At 64.9% G+C, this 20853-nt stretch carries 20 protein-coding genes; 5 read left to right on the forward strand and 15 right to left on the reverse strand.

Annotated elements, in window-relative coordinates:
• Window positions 1-276 precede the first annotated feature (276 nt).
• Entirely contained in the window at window positions 277-522 is a 246-nt protein-coding gene (locus P9273_RS24110; protein WP_041001788.1) for a DUF982 domain-containing protein, read from the reverse strand.
• A 108-nt stretch (window positions 523-630) separates the two neighbouring features.
• Complete coding sequence (locus P9273_RS24115; RefSeq protein ID WP_041001786.1) at window positions 631-825, reverse strand: hypothetical protein; 195 nt, start codon at window positions 823-825, stop codon at window positions 631-633.
• Window positions 826-1253: 428 nt separating this feature from the next.
• On the opposite strand from P9273_RS24115, the gene P9273_RS24120 reads away from it, so the two are divergent.
• Both P9273_RS24120 and P9273_RS24125 read left to right on the forward strand, forming a co-directional pair.
• Window positions 1254-1613, forward strand: coding sequence for an ArsR/SmtB family transcription factor (locus P9273_RS24120; protein WP_041001784.1), 360 nt, complete (start codon window positions 1254-1256; stop codon window positions 1611-1613).
• 205 nt (window positions 1614-1818) lie between these two features.
• Complete coding sequence (locus tag P9273_RS24125; RefSeq protein WP_278050993.1) at window positions 1819-2361, forward strand: cytochrome b; 543 nt, start codon at window positions 1819-1821, stop codon at window positions 2359-2361.
• A gap of 398 nt (window positions 2362-2759) precedes the next feature.
• Here the strand turns inward: P9273_RS24125 and P9273_RS24130 are convergent, their stop codons facing one another.
• The 5 genes from P9273_RS24130 to P9273_RS24150 form a co-directional block, all read right to left on the reverse strand.
• The gene (locus tag P9273_RS24130) at window positions 2760-3566 is read right to left on the reverse strand and encodes an ABC transporter permease (protein ID WP_278050994.1); all 807 of its coding nucleotides are present in this window, start codon (window positions 3564-3566) and stop codon (window positions 2760-2762) included.
• Between the two features lie 4 nt (window positions 3567-3570).
• Entirely contained in the window at window positions 3571-4404 is an 834-nt protein-coding gene (locus P9273_RS24135) for an ABC transporter permease (protein ID WP_278050995.1), read from the reverse strand.
• A 22-nt stretch (window positions 4405-4426) separates the two neighbouring features.
• A complete protein-coding gene (locus tag P9273_RS24140; RefSeq protein WP_278050996.1) occupies window positions 4427-5539 on the reverse strand; it encodes an ABC transporter substrate-binding protein in 1113 nt (370 codons plus the stop codon).
• 70 nt (window positions 5540-5609) lie between these two features.
• Window positions 5610-6704, reverse strand: coding sequence for an ABC transporter ATP-binding protein (locus P9273_RS24145; protein WP_278050997.1), 1095 nt, complete (start codon window positions 6702-6704; stop codon window positions 5610-5612).
• A 129-nt stretch (window positions 6705-6833) separates the two neighbouring features.
• Window positions 6834-7730 carry a LysR substrate-binding domain-containing protein gene (locus tag P9273_RS24150; protein ID WP_041001773.1) on the reverse strand — a complete coding sequence of 299 codons (897 nt, stop codon included), beginning with the start codon at window positions 7728-7730 and terminating at the stop codon, window positions 6834-6836.
• Between the two features lie 82 nt (window positions 7731-7812).
• Here P9273_RS24150 and P9273_RS24155 point away from each other — a divergent pair, with 82 nt between their 5' ends.
• The 3 genes from P9273_RS24155 to P9273_RS24165 all read left to right on the forward strand — a co-directional run bounded on the left by P9273_RS24155 (window position 7813) and on the right by P9273_RS24165 (window position 11265).
• On the forward strand, window positions 7813-9405 hold the full coding sequence (locus P9273_RS24155) for an amidohydrolase (RefSeq protein WP_278050998.1): 1593 nt from the start codon (window positions 7813-7815) through the stop codon (window positions 9403-9405).
• A gap of 32 nt (window positions 9406-9437) precedes the next feature.
• Window positions 9438-10370, forward strand: a complete 933-nt coding sequence (locus P9273_RS24160; protein ID WP_041001769.1) for a dimethylarginine dimethylaminohydrolase family protein — start codon at window positions 9438-9440, stop codon at window positions 10368-10370.
• 169 nt (window positions 10371-10539) lie between these two features.
• Window positions 10540-11265 (forward strand): 3-keto-5-aminohexanoate cleavage protein, encoded by a 726-nt coding sequence (locus tag P9273_RS24165; protein WP_278050999.1) that lies wholly within the window; start codon window positions 10540-10542, stop codon window positions 11263-11265.
• A gap of 40 nt (window positions 11266-11305) precedes the next feature.
• Here P9273_RS24165 and P9273_RS24170 read toward each other — a convergent pair whose 3' ends face one another.
• From P9273_RS24170 to P9273_RS24205, 8 genes are all read right to left on the reverse strand, one after another.
• Window positions 11306-12364 (reverse strand): Gfo/Idh/MocA family protein, encoded by a 1059-nt coding sequence (locus tag P9273_RS24170; RefSeq protein ID WP_278051000.1) that lies wholly within the window; start codon window positions 12362-12364, stop codon window positions 11306-11308.
• A gap of 103 nt (window positions 12365-12467) precedes the next feature.
• Window positions 12468-13253, reverse strand: a complete 786-nt coding sequence (locus tag P9273_RS24175) for a ThuA domain-containing protein (protein WP_278051001.1) — start codon at window positions 13251-13253, stop codon at window positions 12468-12470.
• A gap of 273 nt (window positions 13254-13526) precedes the next feature.
• On the reverse strand, window positions 13527-14774 hold the full coding sequence (locus tag P9273_RS24180) for a glycosyltransferase (protein ID WP_278051002.1): 1248 nt from the start codon (window positions 14772-14774) through the stop codon (window positions 13527-13529).
• A gap of 240 nt (window positions 14775-15014) precedes the next feature.
• Window positions 15015-16544: a tlde1 domain-containing protein gene (locus P9273_RS24185; RefSeq protein WP_278051003.1), complete on the reverse strand. Its 1530-nt coding sequence runs from the start codon at window positions 16542-16544 to the stop codon at window positions 15015-15017.
• A 616-nt stretch (window positions 16545-17160) separates the two neighbouring features.
• Window positions 17161-17640: a DUF2231 domain-containing protein gene (locus tag P9273_RS24190; RefSeq protein WP_278051004.1), complete on the reverse strand. Its 480-nt coding sequence runs from the start codon at window positions 17638-17640 to the stop codon at window positions 17161-17163.
• A gap of 141 nt (window positions 17641-17781) precedes the next feature.
• Window positions 17782-19017, reverse strand: a complete 1236-nt coding sequence (locus P9273_RS24195) for an NAD(P)/FAD-dependent oxidoreductase (protein WP_278051005.1) — start codon at window positions 19015-19017, stop codon at window positions 17782-17784.
• A complete protein-coding gene (locus tag P9273_RS24200) occupies window positions 19014-19736 on the reverse strand; it encodes a methyltransferase domain-containing protein (protein WP_278051006.1) in 723 nt (240 codons plus the stop codon). The genes P9273_RS24195 and P9273_RS24200 overlap by 4 nt, the downstream gene beginning before the upstream one ends.
• A complete protein-coding gene (locus tag P9273_RS24205) occupies window positions 19733-20800 on the reverse strand; it encodes a type III polyketide synthase (protein ID WP_278051007.1) in 1068 nt (355 codons plus the stop codon). Before P9273_RS24205 ends, P9273_RS24200 begins: the two co-directional genes overlap by 4 nt.
• Window positions 20801-20853: the final 53 nt, after the last annotated feature.

Consider the following 20853-nt stretch of genomic DNA (forward strand, 5'->3'; position numbering starts at 1 on the left):
GCGCGTTAACAAAATTCCGGGCGTTAGGTTCCGAAGAATTTCAAGCCCAGGCATTCCAGGCAAGGTGCGACCGGATAAGCTCCGGCAGCTTCGCTGTAGCTCCTCTCCGGAATTGTGTAAAAACAAAGAGATACAGCGATCCGTCGTTCTGTGAAACGATGAAACGCTCTAGGACAAGCACCCGGACGGGGGTCAAGCATCGGCCCATCGGTACTGGGTGCTTTTGTGACTTTGCTATCGATAGGCAGCCCCGTGGAGGGAAGGGCCCGTCATGCTTTATTCCACCAGCACATGCGCCTCGCGCGCGGCGACGATGAAGGCCTCCCTGGCGTTGTCCGCCGCAACGTCGCCGCGGATCGCCCGGCGGCAGGCGCGCAGTGCCGCGCCATGCAGCGCACTGCCGGCATCACGCCATTGGCCGGTCAGCAGTTCGATGGCCTGCTCGGCGTTGGATATATGGCGGATCGAGCCCGAGATCCCGACGGCGACTTCGACCGGCCTGGAAAACCATCCCTGGATCATCGCTGAAACCTCCCGAAGTATATCGGATCGCGATATATTTTATCGTAGCGTTGCGTCGCAAAACCTCAATTTAACGTGAAGTCGTTCTACGAAGGCGGCGCAGGCTCCTCATCTTCCAAGCGGCTTCCGCGAAAGCTCGATCAGTTCCGCCTCGTCGGTGATCCCCGCCATGTAATTGGCGATGATGCGCGAGGCGCGCGCTTCCTTCTGCTCGGCAGTCTCGCCTTCGAAATTGCCGTTTTTGTAAACACGGCCAAGCATGGCCGTCTCGTCGGGGTTGAACGTGTTGCGTACGATGGACATGGCTTCCTCCTCCAGCCCGGCCCCTCTTGCCCGGCTAATAATAGCACGCTTCGAGACTGGGAGTGAGTCGCGGCAAGATCATGGCCGAGGTCTCTTCAGCCAGGCACGCCGGTTGCTGTGCTTCCTGCCTGCAACTGGCTGTTGTTTGCCGGCCTCGTTATATTCTTGCCGAACGAGCGCTACGCTGATACGCATTAGCAGCGCGGAATTTTTCCGAGTCTGCATTGACTTGAGCCCAGAAAAACGCCGCGCGTTCTGTCCGAGACCAGCGACCCCGACGTGGTGGCAACCGGGTTTGCGAAGGGGTTCTGGTCGAAAAGAAGCAGGGCAGGTCCCGCGTCCAAACCGGGGCAGGCTCATCAACGCTCTGGAACTCTGAAGCCATTGCCCCCGTGGCCTTCGGAAGAGCTTGAACCATGGGGAAATCGATGGTTACCAAGAAACTTACCGCCAACGCAGAAAGCGCGGCAGCCTTTCTTGCGGTGATGGGCAACGAGAAGCGTTTGCTCATCATGAACTACCTCGCCGAGGGCGAACTCTCGGTTGGCGTGCTCGCCGACAAGGTCGAACTCAGCCAGTCAGCGCTGTCGCAACACCTGGCCAAACTGCGCAGGTTTGGCCTGGTCGAAACCCGCCGCGATCGTCAGATGGTCTATTATTCCTGCAAGTCTTCGGCAGCGCGCGAGCTTCTGGCGCTGCTCGATGGCCTGCTGGCCACGGAAAAGCCGCTTGCCGGACCGGCAAGACAGGCTTTAGTCGAGAGAATGCGGCGGCCGCAAGCTGCCTGAACGGACCGCCACGCACGGACGAGGCCGGGGGGCCTTCGTCCGCCGCGGCGCCCCGATGGCGCGGATGCAAAGAGACGGCAATCGGGGGGCTCTACCGCAGGCGTCTCGTCCCTTCGCCGAAGTCTTACGAACTCTTAATTTAGCGGCCACACGTCTGCCAGGAACGCGTTCGAAACGGGAACCCTGTCAAACGGAGCCGCACAGCATGGCCGTCGCCAGGACCTACACGTCCGCCCAGAAGTTTCTTCACTGGACGTTGTTCGTCCTTGTCGTCCTGCTCTACGCCCTGACCTACGGCGACGCCTTCTATGCCCGCGGGGAGCCGGCGGTAGCATTCTTCTGGCGATTGCACATCTCGTTCGGCCTTCTGTTGGCCGCTCTCGTGTTTTGGAGGGTGGTGCTGCGCAGCCTTCGGGGCGCGCCTGACCTTCCATCGGAAATGTCCACTGCCGAGCGGGCCGCGGCGAAGATCGGGCATTTCATCCTTTATGCCCTGCTGATCGCCATTCCGGTCCTCGGCATTTTGTTGACCTGGTTCCGAGGCGACGCGCTGAGCTTCTTCGGCCTGTTCACGATTCCCGCGCCCTTCGCTCCGGACAGGGCGACCGCGCGGACCATTCGCGAGCTTCATTCGCTATGCGCGAACGGCATACTGATCGTGGCCGGCCTGCACGCCTTGGCTGCGCTCTATCACCACCTGATTCGCCGGGACACGATCCTGACCAGAATGCTGCCGGGAAATCGCTAGCCAGCGGGGCTCCGCGCGGCCGCGGACAGGCCTTGGTCGTGCCGGTACCCCATCACTTTTGATTGAAGGGCACTGCGCCGGCGCGGCCGAGAATGTTGGAAGGCTATGATAATATGTCTCTTTTGCCGGCGCCGCTCGATCCTGCCGGCGCGAAGATTACGGATTTGTAAGTCGCCCGGCCGGGCGCTGTTGGCTAAATTCCGAGCTGATCCACACCCCCGGATCATCACGGCGCCGAACTTCCACTTCGGCCCGTAAGAGGCTCGCCGCTCCCGGCGGGCCTCTTCGTTTTGAGGTCCCGTGCCTTGCCGCGCCGACCAAGGGCGATCACCGGTTTGATATCGCCGGGAGGTTCCCTAGGCAGGTTCGGCCGCGTTTCGGTCAGGTTTGTTTGGGTTTCAGCGTGCGGCGCGCTGCCTTGTGACGACGCTGCGAACGACGAGCACCAGCACGGTGATGATGATCAGGATCACCGAGAGTGCCGCGATCGCCGGGTCGATATTGTCGCGCAGGCCCATCCACATCAGGCGGGGCAGGGTGATGGCGTTGACCGAGGTAATGAACAGCGTCACGCCGATCTCTTCCCAGGAGAGCACGAAGGAGAGCAGCGCCGCGGTGACGATGCCGAATTTGATGTTGGGCATGATGACACGCGTCGCGCGTTCCCACACGGTTGCGCCAAGCCCGCGCGCGGCAAGGTCGATACGGCGGTCGAGCTGGCTGAGCGAAACGAGGATCAGCACCGTCGCAAATGGCACCGTCATCACCGAATGCGCCATGGCGACGCCCAGCCAGGTGTCGTAGCCGAAGAACGAGGTGAGGCCGGAGACCGAAGTGAGCAGGAAATAGAGCGTCACCGCCGAGACCACCGGCGGCACCACCATCGGCAACAGCACGAAGCCGACAAGGGCGGCGGTGAAGCGCGGCTGGAACATCCAGCAACCAAGGCTGAAGGTGAGGGCAAGCGCGGTGGAAAGGACGCTGCTCACGATGCCGATTCGGAGTGACAGCAGGATCGAATCCAGCCAGCGCGGATCCTCGATCAGCGAGCGGTAGTGGCGCAGCGACAATTCGCCCGTCGGCATGGTCAGCATGCGACTCGGCGTCAGCGACACCGGGATGACCGCGAGCAGCGGCATCAGCAGGAACAGCGCCACCAGCACGGCGAGGATCAGCGAAACGGGACCGGGACGGTAGGTCGGCATCGCGCTACACCAGTTGCTTCGGTTTGACGTAGCGGAACAGAAGCGCCATCAGCGCGCCGACGAACACCACCAGCACCACGCTGATCGCCGCACCCAGCCCCCAGTCGGGACTCTGGAAGATGCGCAGATAGATCAGCTCCGCGATCATCACGCTGCGGCCGCCGCCGAGGATCGCCGGCGTGACGAAGAAGCCGAGCGAAAAGACGAAGGTGATCAGCGCCGAGCCGATGATGCCGGAGCGCGTCATCGGCACGAACACCGTCCAGAAGGTGCGCATGCGGCTGGAGCCAAGCCCGCGCGCCGCGAGCAGCACGCGCTCGTCCAGGCTGCGCATGGCGGACGCCAGCGGGAACACCGCGAAGGGAATGAGGAAATGCGACATGCCGACGATGACGCCGAATTCGTTGCGAACCAAAGTCAGCGGCTCGGAGATGAAGCCGATCGATTGCAGCCAGGTGTTGATCAGACCGCGGTTGGACAGCAGCGCCACCCAGCCGAAGGCGCGCGTCAGCACCGAGATCCAGAACGGCACCAGGATGCAGAATTCGGCGAGCACGCGCTGCGCCGGGCTGCCGCGAACCCACACCACGGTAATGGCATAGGCGGCGGTGACCGAGACCACGGTGACGATCGCCGCGATGCGCAGCGTGCGGATGAACACCGATCGCACCAGCTCGTCGGTGAGCAAGGCATGGTATTGGCCGAGCCCGGGCGTCGGCAGGGTAAAGCTCCACTTCACCACGCCGAGGAACGGCCAGGCATAGGCAAGGATCAGGAACAGGAGCAGCGGCGCCATCAACAGCGCCGCGCCCATCCTGTCGGAGAGGGGTCCTCTCATCGCCAAGTAGCTCTCGGCCCGATCAGGCCGAGATGATCTTGGTGTATTCGTCGAGTGCTGCGCCGTAATTCTTGGCGTACCACTCCATGTCGAGCGGGATCTGCTTCGACATGTTCGCCGGATCGACCGGGTTGATGCGCTTCTTATCGACCGGGATCAGCGCGTCGGCCGCCGGGTTTGCCGGGCCCTGTCCAAGCTTGTCGAACATCACCAGTTCCTTTTGCGGATCCTGGGTGCTGGCGATGAACTTCATCGCCGCTTCCTTGCCGCCTGGGTTGTTCTTCAGGACCGCCAGCGCGCCGGGCGAGATCAGGCCCTGGTCCCAGATGAACTTGATCTGGCCGCCAGAGTCCTGCTCGATCAGCGAGGCGCGTGTCGACCACACGATCGCCATCGAGGCCTCGCCGTTGAGCAGCACGCTCTGGCTTTCGGCGCCGCCGCCCCAATAGGAGACGACGTTCTCCTTGAAGGCGGCGATCTTGTCATGCGCGCGCTTGAGGTCGAGCGGATAGAGCGAGGCGGGAGCGACGCCGTCGGCGAGAAGGGCGGCTTCCCAGCTCGACACGCCCCATTTGTAGAGCGAGCGCTTGCCCGGGAATTTCTTGACGTCGAAGAAGTCGGCCATGCCGGTCGGCGCGTTGGAGCCGAATTTCTGCGAGTCGTAGGCGATCACATAGGAGAAGAAATAGGTGGACGCCGCATATTCCCAGCCGAAGCCCGGCCGCATCTTGCTCTTGTCGACGATCTTGTAGTCGATCGGCTCGAGCATGCCCTGGCCGCCGAGCGTGATGGCCGAGAACGGATCGACGTCGACGAGGTCCCAGGTCGGCGCGCCGCTCTTGAACTGCGCGGCGATCGCGCCTTCGGTCGGGCCCGAACCGTCCATCTTGACCGGGATGCCGGTTTCCTTGGTGAAGGCCTGGCCGTAAGCGGCGTCGTAGGCGGTGATCGCGTCGCCGCCCCAGTTCACCAGCACCAGCCCCTTGGTCTCGGCGTGAGCGCCGGTCGAGCGCAAGAGCATCGGCGAGCCAGCGAGCACGAGGCCCGCGAGCCGTGCGAACTGGCGGCGCGAGATCTCGCCGCGCTTGGTCCGCTCGGCAAGGGATTCAATCGTCTGCTTCTTCGTATCGTTCATGTCAGTTCCCCTTGTTGTCGTTGATCTGAACCGGATGCCGATGCGGCGAGTTCAGCCGCAGCGGCGATGCTTACTGTCCTCCGTCCGGAAGGAGGAAGCCCTTTTCCGCCGGCCAGGTCAGCCAGACGGAATTGCCCTTGCTCAAGGCAGCCGCCGCGACCTCGTTCGGCACTGAGACGGTAACTTTGGCGCCCTGGCGGGTGGTGAGGTCGAGCTTGGTCGCCGCACCCAGATAAGTCGAGGCGACAGCGGTCGCGGCAATGCCGTTCTGGTTGGCCGACGCTTCCGGCGCGATCGACATGTCCTCGGGGCGGATGGCGAGGATCGCGTCGCCTTTGATCGCTTCCGCCTTGCAGCGCATGTTGACCGCGCGGTCCTCGCACAGCCCGGTGGCGCCGTTGTCGGCGGGGCGCACGCCCTTTACCGGCAGCATGTTGATTTCGCCCAGGAACTCGGCGACGAAGCGGTTGGCGGGCCGGTCATAGACCTCGTCTGGCTTTCCGACCTGCAAGAGCTTGCCGTGGTTGAAGATGGCGACGCGCGACGACAGCGCCAGCGCCTCGCTCTGGTCGTGAGTGACGAAGACGAAGGTGGTGCCGGTCTCCTGGTGCAGGCGCTTCATCTCGGCCTGCATCTGGCCGCGCAGGCTCTTGTCCAGCGCCGAGAACGGCTCGTCGAGCAAGAGCACGCCGGGTTCGAACACCAAGGCGCGCGCCAGCGCCACGCGCTGCTGCTGGCCGCCGGAAAGCTGCGCCGGCAACTTCTTCTCATGGCCCTTGAGGCCGACGCGTTCGATCATCTCGCCGACACGGCTTTTGATCTCTGCCGCGGATTTCTTGCGCACCTTGAGCGGGAAGGCGATGTTCTGCTCCACGCTCATATGCGGGAACAGCGCATAGCCCTGGAACACCATGCCGGCGGCGCGCTGCTCGGCCGGCCGATCGGTGATATCGACGCCGTCGCTGAAAAGCCTGCCTTCGCTCGGCTGCACGAAGCCGGCCAGGATCATCAGGAAGGTGGTTTTGCCGGAGCCGGATGGCCCGAGCAGGGTCAGGAACTCGCCGCGGCCGATATCGAGGGTAAGATTGTCCAACGCCCGGAACGAGCCGAAGCTCTTGCCGATTCCGTTCGCCTTGATCTCCGCGGCCCGGCCGGGTTGCTGCATCCTGGCTCTTTCCTCAGTTCCCAATGAAATCGTAGGCATGGCTGCGGCTCACCGCAACCGAATAGTTTTCGCCTGATCGGCAAATTTGATTCACGGGTGGCGAAGGCGGCGGCGCTGGAGCTGCCAATCTCAATACTTCGCCAGACTGCTCTCCGACAGCTTCGCCCTCAGCCAGTCGCCGAAGGCATTGAGCACCGGGTGCCCGGCCTTGGCGTGCTCGAAAACCAGGAAATAGGATCGCGGCGAGGGCACCGACGCCTCGAAAGGCTTGACCAGCCGGCCTTCGCTCAGCGCCTGGCGGCCAGTCAGCTCGTCGCCGAGCGCAATCCCCTGGCCGGCAATCGCCGCCGAGAAAACGAGGTTCATGTCGGAAAAGAAGATGCCTCCCTCGGTATTGGGATTTTCCACCTTGGACAGCGCCAGCCAGCGCGCCCAGTCCTCGGTGTCGGAAAGATGCAGCAGGTTGGCGCGCAGCACGTCGGCGGGCTTTGAAAAGCCGCCGACCTTGTTGAGCAGTCTCGGACTGCAGAGCGGCGTGAAGGATACTTCGCAAAGCAGTTCCACGGCCCGGTTCGGCCAGTTGCCGACGCCGAAGGCGATGAAGGCGTCGGCATCCGGATTGCTGACATCGTCGAGCCGCCGCGGCGTCAGCACCGACAGCGTCACGTCCGGATACATTTGCTGGAACTCGCTGATATGCGTGCATAGGAACATCGAGGCGAAGCCCGGCGGGCAGGAGATGGCGAAGGAGCCGCCGACTCCGGCGCCGCTGTTCTGGGTCCTCGCGTCACCGAGGACGGTCAACGCCTTTCGGACGTCGGCCGCGTAGCGCTGGCCGCGCGGCGTCAGCGCCACGCCCTTGCCGATGCGCTGCAAAAGATCGAAGCCGAGGTCGCGTTCGAGCAGCCTCAGCTGGTGCGAGACGGCGCTGCGGGTGAGATGAAGCTCGTCGGCGGCGCGCCATACGCTGCCGTGACGGGCGAAGCTGTCGAGGGCGCGCAGCGCCTGCGTGGAAGGTATTCGCAAGAGGCCTCAGGTGAACCGAATTTGCACGAGCCGGGAAAACATATCACTTTTTGATGAGCCGCTTCACTGCTTTCTTTGGGGCATGGACAAACCGGTGACGACCTCGGCGCAAGAAACCGCGCTCGCCTGCATCGACAGCATCCAGCCGCTGCTGTCGGCCTGGACGCGCACCATCTTCGATTTCGGCGAGACCGCCTGGCGCGAGTACCAGTCGGCGGCCTGGTATGTGGATCGGCTGAAGCGCGAAGGTTTTTCGGTCGAGGAAGGGTCCGGCGGCATGCCGACGGCCTTCTGCGCCCATTGGACGAATGGCGACGGCCCGGTGATCGGCATGTATGGCGAGTACGACGCCGTGCCCGGCAACTGCCAGGATGCCGCGACGGTGAAGCGCGCGCGGCCGGGTCTCGGCGTCGAGGCGGGCGGCCACACCGATCCGCATTCGGGTCTCGGCATCGGCAGCCTCGGCGGATTGCTCGCCACCAAGGCGGCAATGCTCGAACACGGCATCAAGGGCACGCTGCGCTTCACCGGCGAGCCGGCGGAGAAGGTGAGGGGCTCGAAGCCGATCCATGCCGCCAAGGGCTATTATGACGGCCTCGCCGGCATGATCTCCTTCCATCCCTTCTACATGCTGCCGCTCTGCAACACCGCGCGCTGGGACACGCATTGCGGCGCCGCCTATTCGATGATCTACCGCTTCGTCTGCGACGAGCCTGAAAACTGGGTCCGCGCCGGCGACGGTGCGCCGATCCCGCAGGCACATTCGGCGGTCAGGGCGCCCGGCGCCAACGACGCGCTGATGATGATGTACATGGCCTCCAAGGCGCTGCGCGATTCCATGCTTACGCATCAGGGCGGCTGGTCGATCAGCGAGGCGATCCTGACGGCAGGCCAGGCGACCGCCGACAACCTGCCGGCCGGCCTCGCCGAGCTCCAATACATGATCCGCGTGCCGACCATTGCCATGGCCGAGCAGGTGACAGCCGTGCTCGACCGCAATGCGGAAGCGGCGGCGAAGATGAGCGGCTGCCGCTACGAGCGCCATTGGGTCTCGAAGTCGCGGCCGGGGCTCGCCAATCACGCCATGGCTGAGATCACCTATCAAGCACTCTCCACCGTCGGCGCGCCGCGCTGGAGCGAGGAGGCGAAAGGCATCGCGCGCGAGGTCCAGGTCAATGCTGGCGGGGAGGCGACCGAGAACCCGTTCATCGACGAGCTCGAACGGCTGATTTCGCCGCAGGAGGCCGAGGCTATCCTGCGTCGCGACCTGCCGCCGTCGCAGGTGAATTCGACCTCCGACGACTATACCGACATGAGTTGGCATGCGCCGACGTCGCGCTTCTATATCGCGCGTCCGGCGCTGCGCGCGGCCGGCGGCCACACCTATCCGGCGTGGGCAATGAATGCGCTCGGCGGCATCCCCGCCACCATCGATCCGATGGTCACCTGCGCTGCCAAGACGGTCGCGCTGACCGCGCTGCGCCTACTGGAAGACAAGGCCGCGCGGGACGCCGCCATGGACGAGTTCGTCAAGCGAACCGGCGGCGGCATTGGCGGCTCGAACTGGATCGCGCCGCTCTGCGATTACGAGCCGCCGATCAACTTCCGCTGGCCGGAATATGTCACCACGCCGCGCGGGCGCGACTGGTGGATCCCTTCCACTTCCACCGCATGACCGATCAACAGAATAGTCCAGAGGAGAACCCCATGACCGTCCATGACCGCATCGTCGCCGAGCCGTTCTCGCTGCAGCGCCGCAACCCCAATGGCGGAACCAAGCCGCTGACCGGCTGGGGCTTCGCAAACGAGACGGATGTGCTGACCGACGTGCTGCTCGGCTCGCCCAATTTCCTCCGGCATCTGTCGACCAGCTCGCTGTCGCGCAAGCATTTGCGCGAGGCGCCCTGCAACATCCAGATCGCGCAGGCACAGCACAAGGACCTCGTGGCCGCCTACGAACATTTCGGCGTCAACATCCATTGGCACGAGCCGACGCCGGAACTGCCCATGCAGGTCTATTCGCGCGACTCCAGCGTTATGACCCCATACGGCGCATTCATCACCGCCATGGCCAACTGGTGGCGGCGCGGCGAGAACTACGCCGCCATTCGCACCTATGAAAAGCTCGGCATCCCGATCTACGACATGGTGACCGCCGGCACCTTCGAGGGCGGCGATTTCAACGTCATCGAGGAGGGTGTGGTGCTGATCGGCTGCGGCGGCGCCCGCACGCAGGAGGAGGGTGCCCGCCAGGTGCAGGCCTGGTTCGACAAGGAAGGCTGGGAGACGAGGCTCGCCTTCATCGACGAATATTACGTCCATATCGACCTGATGGTGGTGCCGATCGCCGAAAAGCTCACCGCCGTCTGCCTCGCCTGCACCGAGCCCGGCATCGTCGACTGGCTGAAGGGCAAGGGCCACGAGATCATCGACGTGCCCTTCCAGGACACCATGGCGCTCGGCTGCAACTTCATGTCGCTCGGTAAGGACAGGGTGATCGCGCCGACCTCGAGCAAGACGCTGATCGGCCAGTTGAAGGCGCGCGGCTTCGAGGTCGCGGCGGTCGACATGAGCGAGATTTCCAAGACCGGCGGCGGCATCCACTGCATGGCGCAAGCGCTGAAGCGCGTGCCGGCATAACGGGCTTCAAGGTCCGAACCACGAAGGGGAACGCTTGTCCCCTTGGCCGCCGGGCCAAAGGGGATATTTTTCTTTGTCGACCCGACATGTCAGGAGGCTTCGCCGTGGCCGTTCCGATCATTCCGGCCCTGCGCTAGGCTCCGGTCAGCCGAAACAGGATGCCGTAACAATGATCGTTCAGGCCTGCATCAATGGCGCTCGTTCCGCCGACTTCCATCCGGCGCTGCCGCTCGACCCCGAGGCCATGGCGCGCGATGCGACGGCCTCGATCGCGGCGGGCGCGGCTGAGCTCCATGTTCATGCGCGCGGCGCCGACGGCCGCGAGAGCCTGGCGCCGGAAGCGATGGACAGGACGGTCGCGGCACTGCGCCGCGCCTGTCCGGGCACGCTGATCGGCGTCTCCACCGGCGCCTGGATCGAGAAGGACGATCTGCGCACGCTGGTCGCCATCTCCGGCTGGCGCGAGCTGCCAGACTATGCCTCGGTCAATCTCAGCGAGACGGCGGCGCCCGTCGTCATGGAAAGCCTGCGCCAGCGCGGCATTGGCATCGAGGCTGGTCTGGCGTCCATCGCCGACGCCGAGCGCTTGGTCGGGCTCGACCATGGCGGCCGGGTGCTGCGCGTGCTGATCGAGATTTCAGAGCAGACGCTGGACGAAGCCTTTGCGGTGGCCGACGGCATCGAGAAGGTCTTGCGGCGCGCCGGCATCCGCCGCTCGATTCTGCTGCATGGCGAGAACGCGACGGTTTGGCCCTTCGTCGAGCGCGCGGCGGCGCGGAAGCTGTCGACGCGGGTCGGGCTAGAGGACGGCAAGGAGTTGCCGGACGGCAGCGTCGCGGGCGGCAATGCGGCGCTGGTTGCGGCGGCGGTGGAGATTTATCGCGGGGCGTTATGACAGCTAATCTCCCCCCGCGGGGGAGATCAGCGCTCGGGCCTCACTGCGTGTCCGCGTTGGCCCTCAGCTCCGCCCGTTTCTCGTCCGACACCACGGCAAGGTCCAACACCTTCTGCAGTCCCGCAGCGTGGCGGAAAGTCGGCTCGGTCTGCACGCCGCTCCTCACCGCTTCGGCGAAGCGCTGATAATTGGTGGGCACGGTGCCGGGGTCGAGCTCTTCCCACTTGGCGTTTTCCACATTGTCGCCGACGCAAGCCTTGAGGAGCGAGCCGTCGAGATTGTGCACCACCTCGATGGCGCCCTTGTCGCCATGGATGCGCAGGCGCAGTTCGTTGATATGGCCGGTGGCCCAGCGGCTGGCATGGACCACGCCGAAGGCGCCGTTGGCGAAGTCGAGCGTCATGGCGAAACTGTCGTTGGCGTCGAACTGATACTCGCCGATGCGGTTGCCCGGCGCCTTGTCGAAGGCGCGCAGCCGGCAGAAGACATGGTCGATGCCGAGCGCGGCGCCATAGCTGGCGAAATCGAGGATGTGGATGCCGACATCGCCGAGCACCCCGTTGGAGCCATGGCCGCGCGACAGCCGCCACAGCCATTTCGGATCGGTGCGCCAGTCCCCCCAGAATTTCGACACCAGCCAGCTCTGCAGATAAGACGCCTCGACATGGCGCACCGTGCCGATCTCGCCGGCCTGCACCATCTGGCGCGCCTTCTGCAGCGCGGCCACGTTGCGATAGGTGAGGTTGACCATGTTGACGACACCGGCGGCTTCCGCGGCATCGGCCATCTCGCTGGCCTTGCCGAAATTCTCGGCCAACGGCTTCTCGCACAGCACCGGCTTGCCGGCGGCGACCAGCGCCATGGTGGTCGGGTGGTGGATGCGATCGGGCGTGACATTGGCGACCGCGTCGAAATCGCCCCAATCGAGCGCCGCCTCAAGCGAGGTAAAGCGCTTCGGGATCTTGTAGGCGTCGGCGTATTCGCCGACACGGGCCGCATCGACATCGACCGCGCCGACGATGTCGACGCCTTCGATGGCGCCGAAGCGGCGGGCATGTTCCTGCGCCATCCAGCCGGTGCCGAGTATCAAAAGCCGCATTTTCTGCTCCTTCGAGCGGTTTGGTTCGATTCAATAATGGAAGGCGAATGTGACCCAGGCACTGTTTCCGCGCAATCCCAAGCGAGGCGGAGAGGCGCCTTTTCTAGCGGAAGCCGGCCTCGCCATGCGCATGCAGCTTGGGCCCGCGCTCCTCGATCGGCTCCAGCGCCTTCTCCACCGGCACGTTCGGCGCATCGAGGATGGCGGGCTTCGAGCCTTGCGGGTTGTGTGCCCATTTCACTGCGTTGCGCAGCACCTTCTGCACGGTGGCGTCGTGATAGGTCGGATAGGTCTCGTGTCCGGGGCGGAAGTAGAAGATATTGCCGGCGCCGCGGCGATAGGTGACGCCCGATCGGAACACCTCGCCGCCCTGGAACCAGGAAATGAAGACGGTCTCCAGCGGCTCCGGCACGGCGAATTGCTCGCCATACATCTCCTCGTTCTCTAGCTCGAAATACTCGCCGAGGCCTTCGGCGATCGGATGGCTGGGGCTCGTCACCCAAAGCCGCTCCCGCTCGCCGGCCTCGCGCCATTTCAGTGTGCAGGGCGTGCCCATCAGCCGCTTGAAGATTTTCGAGAAATGGCCGGAATGGAGGATGATCAGCCCCATGCCCTCCCAGACGCGGCGGGCGACACGCTCGACCACCTCGTCGGCCACCGCGCCATGATCTTTGTGTCCCCACCAGACGAGCACGTCGGTTTCTGCAAGGCGGGATTCCGGCAGGCTGTGCTCCGGCTGCTCCAGCGTCGCGGTCGAGGCGGAGATCGCCTTGTCGGCATTCAGCGCTTTGGCGATGGTCGCGTGCATGCCTTCCGGATAGATGGAGGCCACCACATCATTGGTCCGCTCATGGATGTTCTCGCCCCAGACGACAGCGCGAATTGTCATGGATTGCCTCGTGAGTGATTGGGAGCCGCCCCGCGCCATAGATAGCGCCTTCGCCCGGTATTGAAAGCGGTTTTCGACCTTCGCGTCGATGCACCTGCCGGCTTCGGCTTTCGCGCGCCGCACAATCCGTCGTCTTCACGTGCCTCATTTCCGGAGCGCTGGTGGCGGCGGCGGTCTATTTGATCATCGACATGGACAGCCCTTCTCAGGCCCGATCCAGGTCTCGCCGGCGCCCCTGCAAAGGGCGCTGGCGGAACTGACGACGCAATGAGTTCACCGGCCGGATTGGCCCAGCAATTCAATCAGCAGCCTTGCCGCCACTTCGGCGCCGTCGACACGAATCCTGCCAGCCGCGGCCGCTGCGCGAGCGCGGGTTGCAGGCGCCAGCGCCGTCTCCAACGCCTCCGACAATGACTGCGCCGTCGGCAACGGACCGTCATGCGTGACGCCGATGCCGAGTTCGGCCGCGCGCCGCGCCCAGTAAGGCTGGTCGCCGATCTGCGGCACGATCACCTGCGGCGCCCCGGCCCGCGCGGCGGCGACGGTGGTGCCCGCGCCGCCATGATGGATGACGGCGGCGACGCGGCCGAACAGCGCCTGCTGGTTGACCTCGCCGACGGCGAGGCAGTCGTCGCCATCGTCGACGGGGCCGAGCTCGGCCCAGCCCTGCGCGAGCACCGTGCGGAGGCCCTTGGCGCGGATCGCCTCGATGGCCGCCCGCCCGGCTTCGCTCTCGACCGATATCGAGCCGAAGCCGACATAGACGGGCGCCGGGCCGGCACCGAGGAAGGCTTCCAGCGCGTCGGGGAGGGGCCGCTCATCCGGCAGGGTGAAAGCGCCGGTCTGCACGGCATCGATCAGATCCGAGGGCAGCCATGGTCCCAATGTCGGATCGCAGGCGAGCAGAACGGGATTGCCGTAGACGTAATCCCGGACATTTTGCACCGGGGGCAGTCCCAATGACGCGCGCTTCCCGTTGATCGCCTCGCCGAAGAGGCCGTTCTTGGTCCGGATGTCCATCTCCCACAAGAGCCGGTTGTCGGTCACGCCGGGAGGCAGCGGATGGCCTGGATATTCATGCGGCCGGTTGTGCGGCGAGGGCAGCCAGATGGGGCAGAACGTGCCGAGCATGTAACGCATGCTGCGTTGTTCCGCGACCAGCCGCGCGGCGGCGCAGGACGGGAAGAGGCCGAATGCCACCACGGCGTCGCAGCCTTCGGCGGCCGCGCTCAGCGCCTCATATTGCCTGGCGACGATCTCGGCCGCCTGGCCGGAAATGAGCCTGGCCCTGTCCTCGGGCGAGGCCGATCGCGACCGGTTGATCATCTCCTTCGCCCATTCGCGTACTGGCGCGAAGGCCGGTGCCAGCGGCACGCCGGCGCGGGCCAGAAGCGCGGCAAATTCCGCGTCGGCCGGCGCGCTCACCCTGGCCTCGACGCCGTGCGCCTGCAAGGCCGCTCCTAGCGCCGCCAATGGCTCGACATCGCCGCGCGAGCCGTAAGTCGATAGCAAGATCCGCATTCCATGCTCCGTCGTGGTTTTTCGGAGCAGCGTTGATACGCCATGGCCGGGGGCTTGCCGCAAGCCCGGGCCGCGCCATATCTATATCCTGGGAAAGGTCTTATCGCTTCCTCGGGTGAGGTGCTCGCCATGGTTTAAACGGCGATGGCAAACACCCGAGTGCTTCTTGGCGCCCGGCCCTTCCGATCAGCAAGTGGGGATCGATAAAAGCTGGCGACCCGTTCGCCGGCCAATGAAGATTTAACCCTGGCGGCCTTCCTGGGCGACCTGGGTGAGGGGCCTTGTGAGCCGCGGGACGACGACAAGGCGCTTGATCTTGCCCTTTTTGTAGGCGGCAAGGAAGCGGTGATAGTCCTTGAAGACGACGCAGCCGTTGGACTCGGCGCGCCCGCCGCGCAGCATATAGGTGTGCGCGAGCAGTCCGTTGCGACCGTATTTGTTCCGGCCGCTGGCCGGTGTCAGGCGGATCGCCTCGACGCCATGGAAGCGCGATTCACGTATCGACAGATTGTAGGTGTCGGGCGGCGTCGGACCGACATTCTTGCGGTCGACGAAACGCGGCTGGTCGACCATCGAACCCAGGCCTGAATGCGCTTCGAGCTTCGAGCCGTCGGGCATGTAGACGGTTCTCGCCGAGATATCGTAGACGGCGACACCATTGCCCGTGGAAGGACCGTTGAAAAGATTGCGGAAGGCGCTGCCGAGGCCGCCGCTCTCCGGTGTGTCGGGCTTGGCATAGGCGAGCATCTCGGATGCTTGCGCCTTGCGCTTGCCGGGCTTGGACTCGGCAACCACCGGCTTCGAGCCCGCCACGCCCGGCAGGGCCTGGTCGCCGCTTCTGGGCGAGACTGCCGTCGGCGCGCTTTGCGCAGTGTCGGCCGCGGCCGGCTGTGGCCTTGTCTTCACGGTCTGCGGCCTGGCGATCTCCGGCTTCTGCGGCTTGGCCGCGTTCTGTTCGGGCGCCTGGATGGCGCGCTCAAGCGTGGTGCGCGGGCGAAGGCCGGGCACGGCGATCGTGTCGGGCAAATCGTCCTGCGGCGGCAGCGAGGCGACCTGGTACGCGCCGTCCTGGCCATTGTCCGGCTTGTCGGCGACTTCAGGCGCGTCGCTGTTTTGCAGCGCTACGGCGGTTGGAACGTCGGCCGTCTCCTCTGGCGATATGTTGGCGAGCGCGAGCGCCAGCTCGGAAGCGCCGGCGATTTCGGCAGGCTGCGAGCCAAAGCGGGCTTCGATCGGGGCCTCCGGCTGCGCGCCGCCGAAGCGGCTCGCCGAAGGCAGGCTGGCGAGCAGGAACGGCGCGTTCTCGGCGCGGGCAAAGGCATTGGCAAGCTTTTGCGGCGAAAGCGCCGCGCGCTTCACCACGCTGTCGAAACGGTCGGCGGCTCCGGCGGCCGAAGCCACAACCACGACATTTTCCTGCGCGACGCTGTCAGGCGCCGGCAGCTTGAGCCGCGCCATCTTGCCGCCGCCGCCTTCATTCTTCAGCTTTTCAAGAGCTTGGCCGCCATGCCTGAAGCTGGCCGCGAGGCTGAAGCAGCCGGCGTCGCAACCGCCGGTGAGCGAACCGGCCTTGTAGCCGTCAGTGGCCGTCAGATGCGGCGCCCAGGCATTGGCGATCTGCCGGCGCTGATCGCCAAGCGCGATGTTGCGCGGCGAAAGCAGGCCTTGCGGCAATCCGTTGGAAGCGGCGGTCAGCGAGGTGCTTACCGAATAGAGGCCCGCCAAGGTGCCGGCAGACCACAAGGCAAGGGCGGCGCCGACAGCAGGCACCACGAGCCAACGATGACCAGACCTTTTCGAAGTTATCTCCCCATGAGGAGCATCACCCCGGTTTCTCAAACGCAAAAACGCCATACGACCACTCTCAATCGGCATGCCGGTTTGCGGACCTGGCACCCGTCACGATCACAGTTCGCCGGTGCCCCCTGCACCTTCACGCGTCTGTTGCCGATTGATTCAAAAGATGGACAAAGATGGTTAACCAATCCCTCCACCAATCGCCGATTTGGCGACGGTCCATGCGAAAAAAGAGCCCTCCATGGTCTCCGCCACGGTAAAAATGCTCTCCCTCACCCGCCTTGCTGCCCGTTTTTCCGGCCTCTGTCAAGAAACCGTGAACAACGGAACCGCAGCAATCTTGGCCGCGTATCGAGCGATTTGGGTCAAAATGCGGCCCGCACGCCTGGCGCTGGAACAAGCCGGCCAAGATGCGGTGGGCCAGCCGGTAAAGCAGAGGGAAGATATTTGGGGGCCGGAACACCCCAAAAAAGTTACCTCCGCCGGGGGCGGAGGCGACATGAAGAGAGGAACTAGAGGTTGCGGCGCTTTTCGACCGGCGGCCGCATCAGGCGCTCCTGGCTAGGCTAGGGCGGCCACGCTGGCGCCTTCAACGCATGTCGTCCGTGCCATCGGCGACACCGACATGATGCCGGTAAACCATTCCCCAGCCTTTCCAGCCGGTGAACAGAAGCATGAGAACAACGATCAGCGATAGCACCAGGCCGACCGGCACAACGGCCGCCTCCGCGTGAGCATATCGCGAATACCAATTATAAAGTTCGATCAGGACGACGATCACATTGCCGCCGGCGTGAAGCCATGCGTCGCCAAGATTGCGGATCTGGGCATCACCCAGAACGTCGGTCAGCCCGGCAAGGGCGGCCAGCGCGGCCATGATCAGGCCTGCGCCGAGAAGCCAGAGCGAAGCGGTGACCCAGCCCGGATTGCCGGTCCGCCAGAAGATCAGGTCGCAAACGAAGGTCGCGACGAAGAAGGCGATCGGGAACGGTATCAGCATTGCATGGATGGGATGGCCGGCAATGCTTGCGGTGCTGTGCGGATTGTGTGGGATCGTATGCTGGACCATGGATGCCTCCCGCAGGCGTGGCGAGCGCCGCCTCATGCCACGTGGCGACACAGGCTCGGCGGCAGGAGCCGGATCACATACGAACTCCGGTCGCCCCTGAATGTTCCAATGCGAGGCGTGCTCATCGGGCCACGCGCCCCGTCAGCCAAAACCCGGCGCCGCTCTCGTCTTGCCGCTGAGCCGCGCGCCCAGGGTCAGTGCTTGCGGAAAATTGCGGAGGAAAGCTCTCAGCATGGGGCCGCCGCCGGGGCCAATGGCGATGCGCGCGATGGCTTCTGCGGCGAGCACACGGGTCGAGAATAATTCTCTCCAGCCCGCCTCGTAGCGTCTGCCGACCGCTTCGCGTCTCGCCTGCCCACTTGCTGCCGCGCCGAGTTCCAGCGCCAGAAGCCAGCCGGATTGAAGCGCCATCGATATGCCCTCTGCGATGATCGGATGCGACTCGCCGGCGATGTTGCCAACGCGAAAGATGTCCCCGTCGTAGCCGGAGCGGATGCCCGGCCGGATCGGGCCGGCGGCAAGCCATGGACCGTCGAGATTGGCTCCCTCCAGCGCCTCTCGCGCGCCCCGGCACGTCGCCCTGAGATGATGCTCGACGGTTTCGGCCGCCGAGACCTGGCCGCCGTGCTCGCGGGCAAGGCTGCCGCGCAACCGGGCGAGCACATCGCGCCTTATGCAGCAGGAGATGGACATGCGGCCATGGTCTGCGAGCACCATGCCGCCATAGCCGCCGGGAAACGTCAGCAGCGGCATCAGGTCGGGCGGCAGCGTCGATCCTGAAAAATGCGCCTTGAAGCCGAGCAGGTCCGAGGGACGGCCGTTCTTCTCGAGCTGACTCGGCAAAGGTCCCGCTTCCCATGAGCCATGCGCGGCGACAATCACCGGTGCCCGCAGGATCGTCGCCTCGTCGCGGGAACTCGCGGCTCCTGCCTGGATCCGCACTGCTTGGCAGGCGCCGTCGCGTTCGACGGCGATGGCGCGGCAGGGCTGAAAGACCTCCGCGCCGGCCGATCGGGCCGCATCCAACAGCAGGGAGTCCAGTATGTCACGGCCAAGCGCTCGGCCGAAACCGTCTCCTGCCGCGGGCACCGACTTCGCACGCGGCATCGGCGCCTCGACGCTGATATCGCCTGAAAAGAAGCCGACCCGGCGAATTTCGGGACCGGCCTCGGCCCGCCACGCATCGAGGATCTCCAGTCGCTCGAGGAGCGCGAGATTGCTTGCCGAGATATATTCGCCGCACACCTTGCGACGCGGAAACACGCTCTTTTCCACAATCGCCACGGTCCAGCCGCGACGGGCCAGCGCCAGCGCCGCCGACGTGCCTGCCGGGCCGGCACCGATGACGATCGCATCGTGGGTCGATGCCGGTCTCATGGCACATCTTTGGCAGGCATCAACGCGGCACCGGCGAAGACATGGGAGAAGGGGCCGGCGCGCCGCTCCTCGAGCGGCCGGCCGCCGGCAGCGCTCCAGAGATCGGAAAGTTCGCTGCCGCGAAAGCCGGCGCGCACGCTCTGGGCGGCGTCATGCCTGGTGACGTCATTGGCGCCCATCGCCGGCAGAAGGCGGATCGTCGCAAGCGCCAAGCCTGCCCTCAGCGGTTCCGTCGCCAGGAGCAATGGCGCCCTGCGAATCAACAGCGAAAACAGACGTAGCAGTCGGGTGTTGTCGAAATGATGCAAAAACAGGTTGACCGTGATCACATCAAAGGCCCCGCCATCCGCTTTCTGCGCCCAGTCGAAAACATCGGCGGTGAAGGTTTCGAGCTTCCATCCCAGACCGGCGAAATCCGCCGTGAGCTCGGGCGTGACGAGGCCGACGCGATCGAGCATCGTCAGCTCCACCTCCGGCCAGTCTTTTGCCATGCGCCGGGCCACTTTCAGCATGAAGGTGCCGTCGCCGGCGCCGATCTCAAGGATGCGGCAGGGCGCCTTGGCCATGAATTTTCTCATGAGCGACGCCATGATCGGCGCCTGGAACATCAGCGCGTTGATCCGGCGCAGATCGCGACGCGAGTGGAGCGCCCGCGGATCGTCGGCGGCGAGCCGATCGAGGATTTCCGGGACAAGTGTCCGTTGATCAAGCGCGTTCATGAGGCGGTCCGGAACAACATGGTCTCGGCCGTCAGCCCGGGTCCGAACGACATGCCGCAGCCGAGTTGACCGCCCGGCGCCTTCAGCATCTCTTCCATTACGAACATCACCGTTGCCGACGACATGTTGCCGTATCGGCGCAGCACCTCGCGCGACGGCCCGAGTGCGGCCGGCGCGAGGTCGAGCGCCCTCTCGACGGCATCGAGAATACTGCGCCCACCGGGATGCACGGCCCAGAGGTCGATCGCCTTCGGCGGCCGGCCGCCGAGGATAGCGTCCCGGTTGCCTCGCAACGTTTCCTGGACCGCCGCAGGCACCTTGCCGGAGAGAAACATATCGAAGCCGTGGTCGCCGATATCCCAGGTCATCAATTCCCGCCGCTCCTCAGCGACGGTGCAGCGGAAGGAGTCGAGCTCGATACCGGACGGCTCGGCGGTTACGAGCGTCGCCGCGCAGCCGTCGCCCCAAAGACAGAAGGACAGCAGCTTTCCCAGTTCGGTGGTTTCCCTCAGATGCAGGGTGCAGATCTCGATATTGACCAGGAGGACCCTGGCCCGCGCCTCGGAGCGGACAATGTGGCGGGCAAGCTTGAGGGCATTGACCGCGGCGTAGCAGCCCATGAACCCGATCATCGTGCGTTCGATACCGTCTGACAGGCCGCATCGCGCGGCAAGGTCGAGGTCGATGCCCGGCGCGGAGAAGCCGGTGCAGGTGGTGACGATGAGATGGGTGATGCGCGATGCCTCGGCGCCAAGCCGCAGTCCGTCGACGGCCTTTTGCGCCAGAATGGGTGCTGCTTGGCTGAACAGAGCCATCCTGACGGCCGTTCCGGGAAACGCGCCGCGCCTGAAGATCCCGGCAAGGTCGGCCGACTCCCCTTCGGGGTCGAGGGCCGGCGCAAAGCAGGAAAAGCGGTGCTCGATGTCGGCAAGGCCGGCCATGCGTTGGAATATCCTCCTGCGATCGGCGGTCAGCATGGAGGCCGCGTAGCGCAGGTAGAACTGATGGACGTCATGCTCCGGAACCGCTGTCGCGATCCGGTTGATATAGGCGTTGGCGGACATCTGCTGTCTCCCTGGGCCTCGGGCGCGGAGCGCGCCGTCGCCGGAAGGGTTCC

The organism is Mesorhizobium sp. WSM4935, assembly GCF_029625735.1.
GTDB lineage: Bacteria > Pseudomonadota > Alphaproteobacteria > Rhizobiales > Rhizobiaceae > Mesorhizobium.

Bases quoted from the DNA above. Each gene is read 5' to 3' on its own strand.
- P9273_RS24110 (WP_041001788.1), bottom strand. From the start codon at position 522: ATGATCCAGGGATGGTTTTCCAGGCCGGTCGAAGTCGCCGTCGGGATC.
- P9273_RS24115 (WP_041001786.1), bottom strand. From the start codon at position 825: ATGTCCATCGTACGCAACACGTTCAACCCCGACGAGACGGCCATGCTT.
- P9273_RS24120 (WP_041001784.1), top strand. From the start codon at position 1,254: ATGGTTACCAAGAAACTTACCGCCAACGCAGAAAGCGCGGCAGCCTTT.
- P9273_RS24125 (WP_278050993.1), top strand. From the start codon at position 1,819: ATGGCCGTCGCCAGGACCTACACGTCCGCCCAGAAGTTTCTTCACTGG.
- P9273_RS24130 (WP_278050994.1), bottom strand. From the start codon at position 3,566: ATGCCGACCTACCGTCCCGGTCCCGTTTCGCTGATCCTCGCCGTGCTG.
- P9273_RS24135 (WP_278050995.1), bottom strand. From the start codon at position 4,404: ATGAGAGGACCCCTCTCCGACAGGATGGGCGCGGCGCTGTTGATGGCG.
- P9273_RS24140 (WP_278050996.1), bottom strand. From the start codon at position 5,539: ATGAACGATACGAAGAAGCAGACGATTGAATCCCTTGCCGAGCGGACC.
- P9273_RS24145 (WP_278050997.1), bottom strand. From the start codon at position 6,704: ATGCAGCAACCCGGCCGGGCCGCGGAGATCAAGGCGAACGGAATCGGC.
- P9273_RS24155 (WP_278050998.1), top strand. From the start codon at position 7,813: ATGGACAAACCGGTGACGACCTCGGCGCAAGAAACCGCGCTCGCCTGC.
- P9273_RS24160 (WP_041001769.1), top strand. From the start codon at position 9,438: ATGACCGTCCATGACCGCATCGTCGCCGAGCCGTTCTCGCTGCAGCGC.
- P9273_RS24165 (WP_278050999.1), top strand. From the start codon at position 10,540: ATGATCGTTCAGGCCTGCATCAATGGCGCTCGTTCCGCCGACTTCCAT.
- P9273_RS24170 (WP_278051000.1), bottom strand. From the start codon at position 12,364: ATGCGGCTTTTGATACTCGGCACCGGCTGGATGGCGCAGGAACATGCC.
- P9273_RS24175 (WP_278051001.1), bottom strand. From the start codon at position 13,253: ATGACAATTCGCGCTGTCGTCTGGGGCGAGAACATCCATGAGCGGACC.
- P9273_RS24180 (WP_278051002.1), bottom strand. From the start codon at position 14,774: ATGCGGATCTTGCTATCGACTTACGGCTCGCGCGGCGATGTCGAGCCA.
- P9273_RS24190 (WP_278051004.1), bottom strand. From the start codon at position 17,640: ATGGTCCAGCATACGATCCCACACAATCCGCACAGCACCGCAAGCATT.
- P9273_RS24195 (WP_278051005.1), bottom strand. From the start codon at position 19,017: ATGAGACCGGCATCGACCCACGATGCGATCGTCATCGGTGCCGGCCCG.
- P9273_RS24200 (WP_278051006.1), bottom strand. From the start codon at position 19,736: ATGAACGCGCTTGATCAACGGACACTTGTCCCGGAAATCCTCGATCGG.
- P9273_RS24205 (WP_278051007.1), bottom strand. From the start codon at position 20,800: ATGTCCGCCAACGCCTATATCAACCGGATCGCGACAGCGGTTCCGGAG.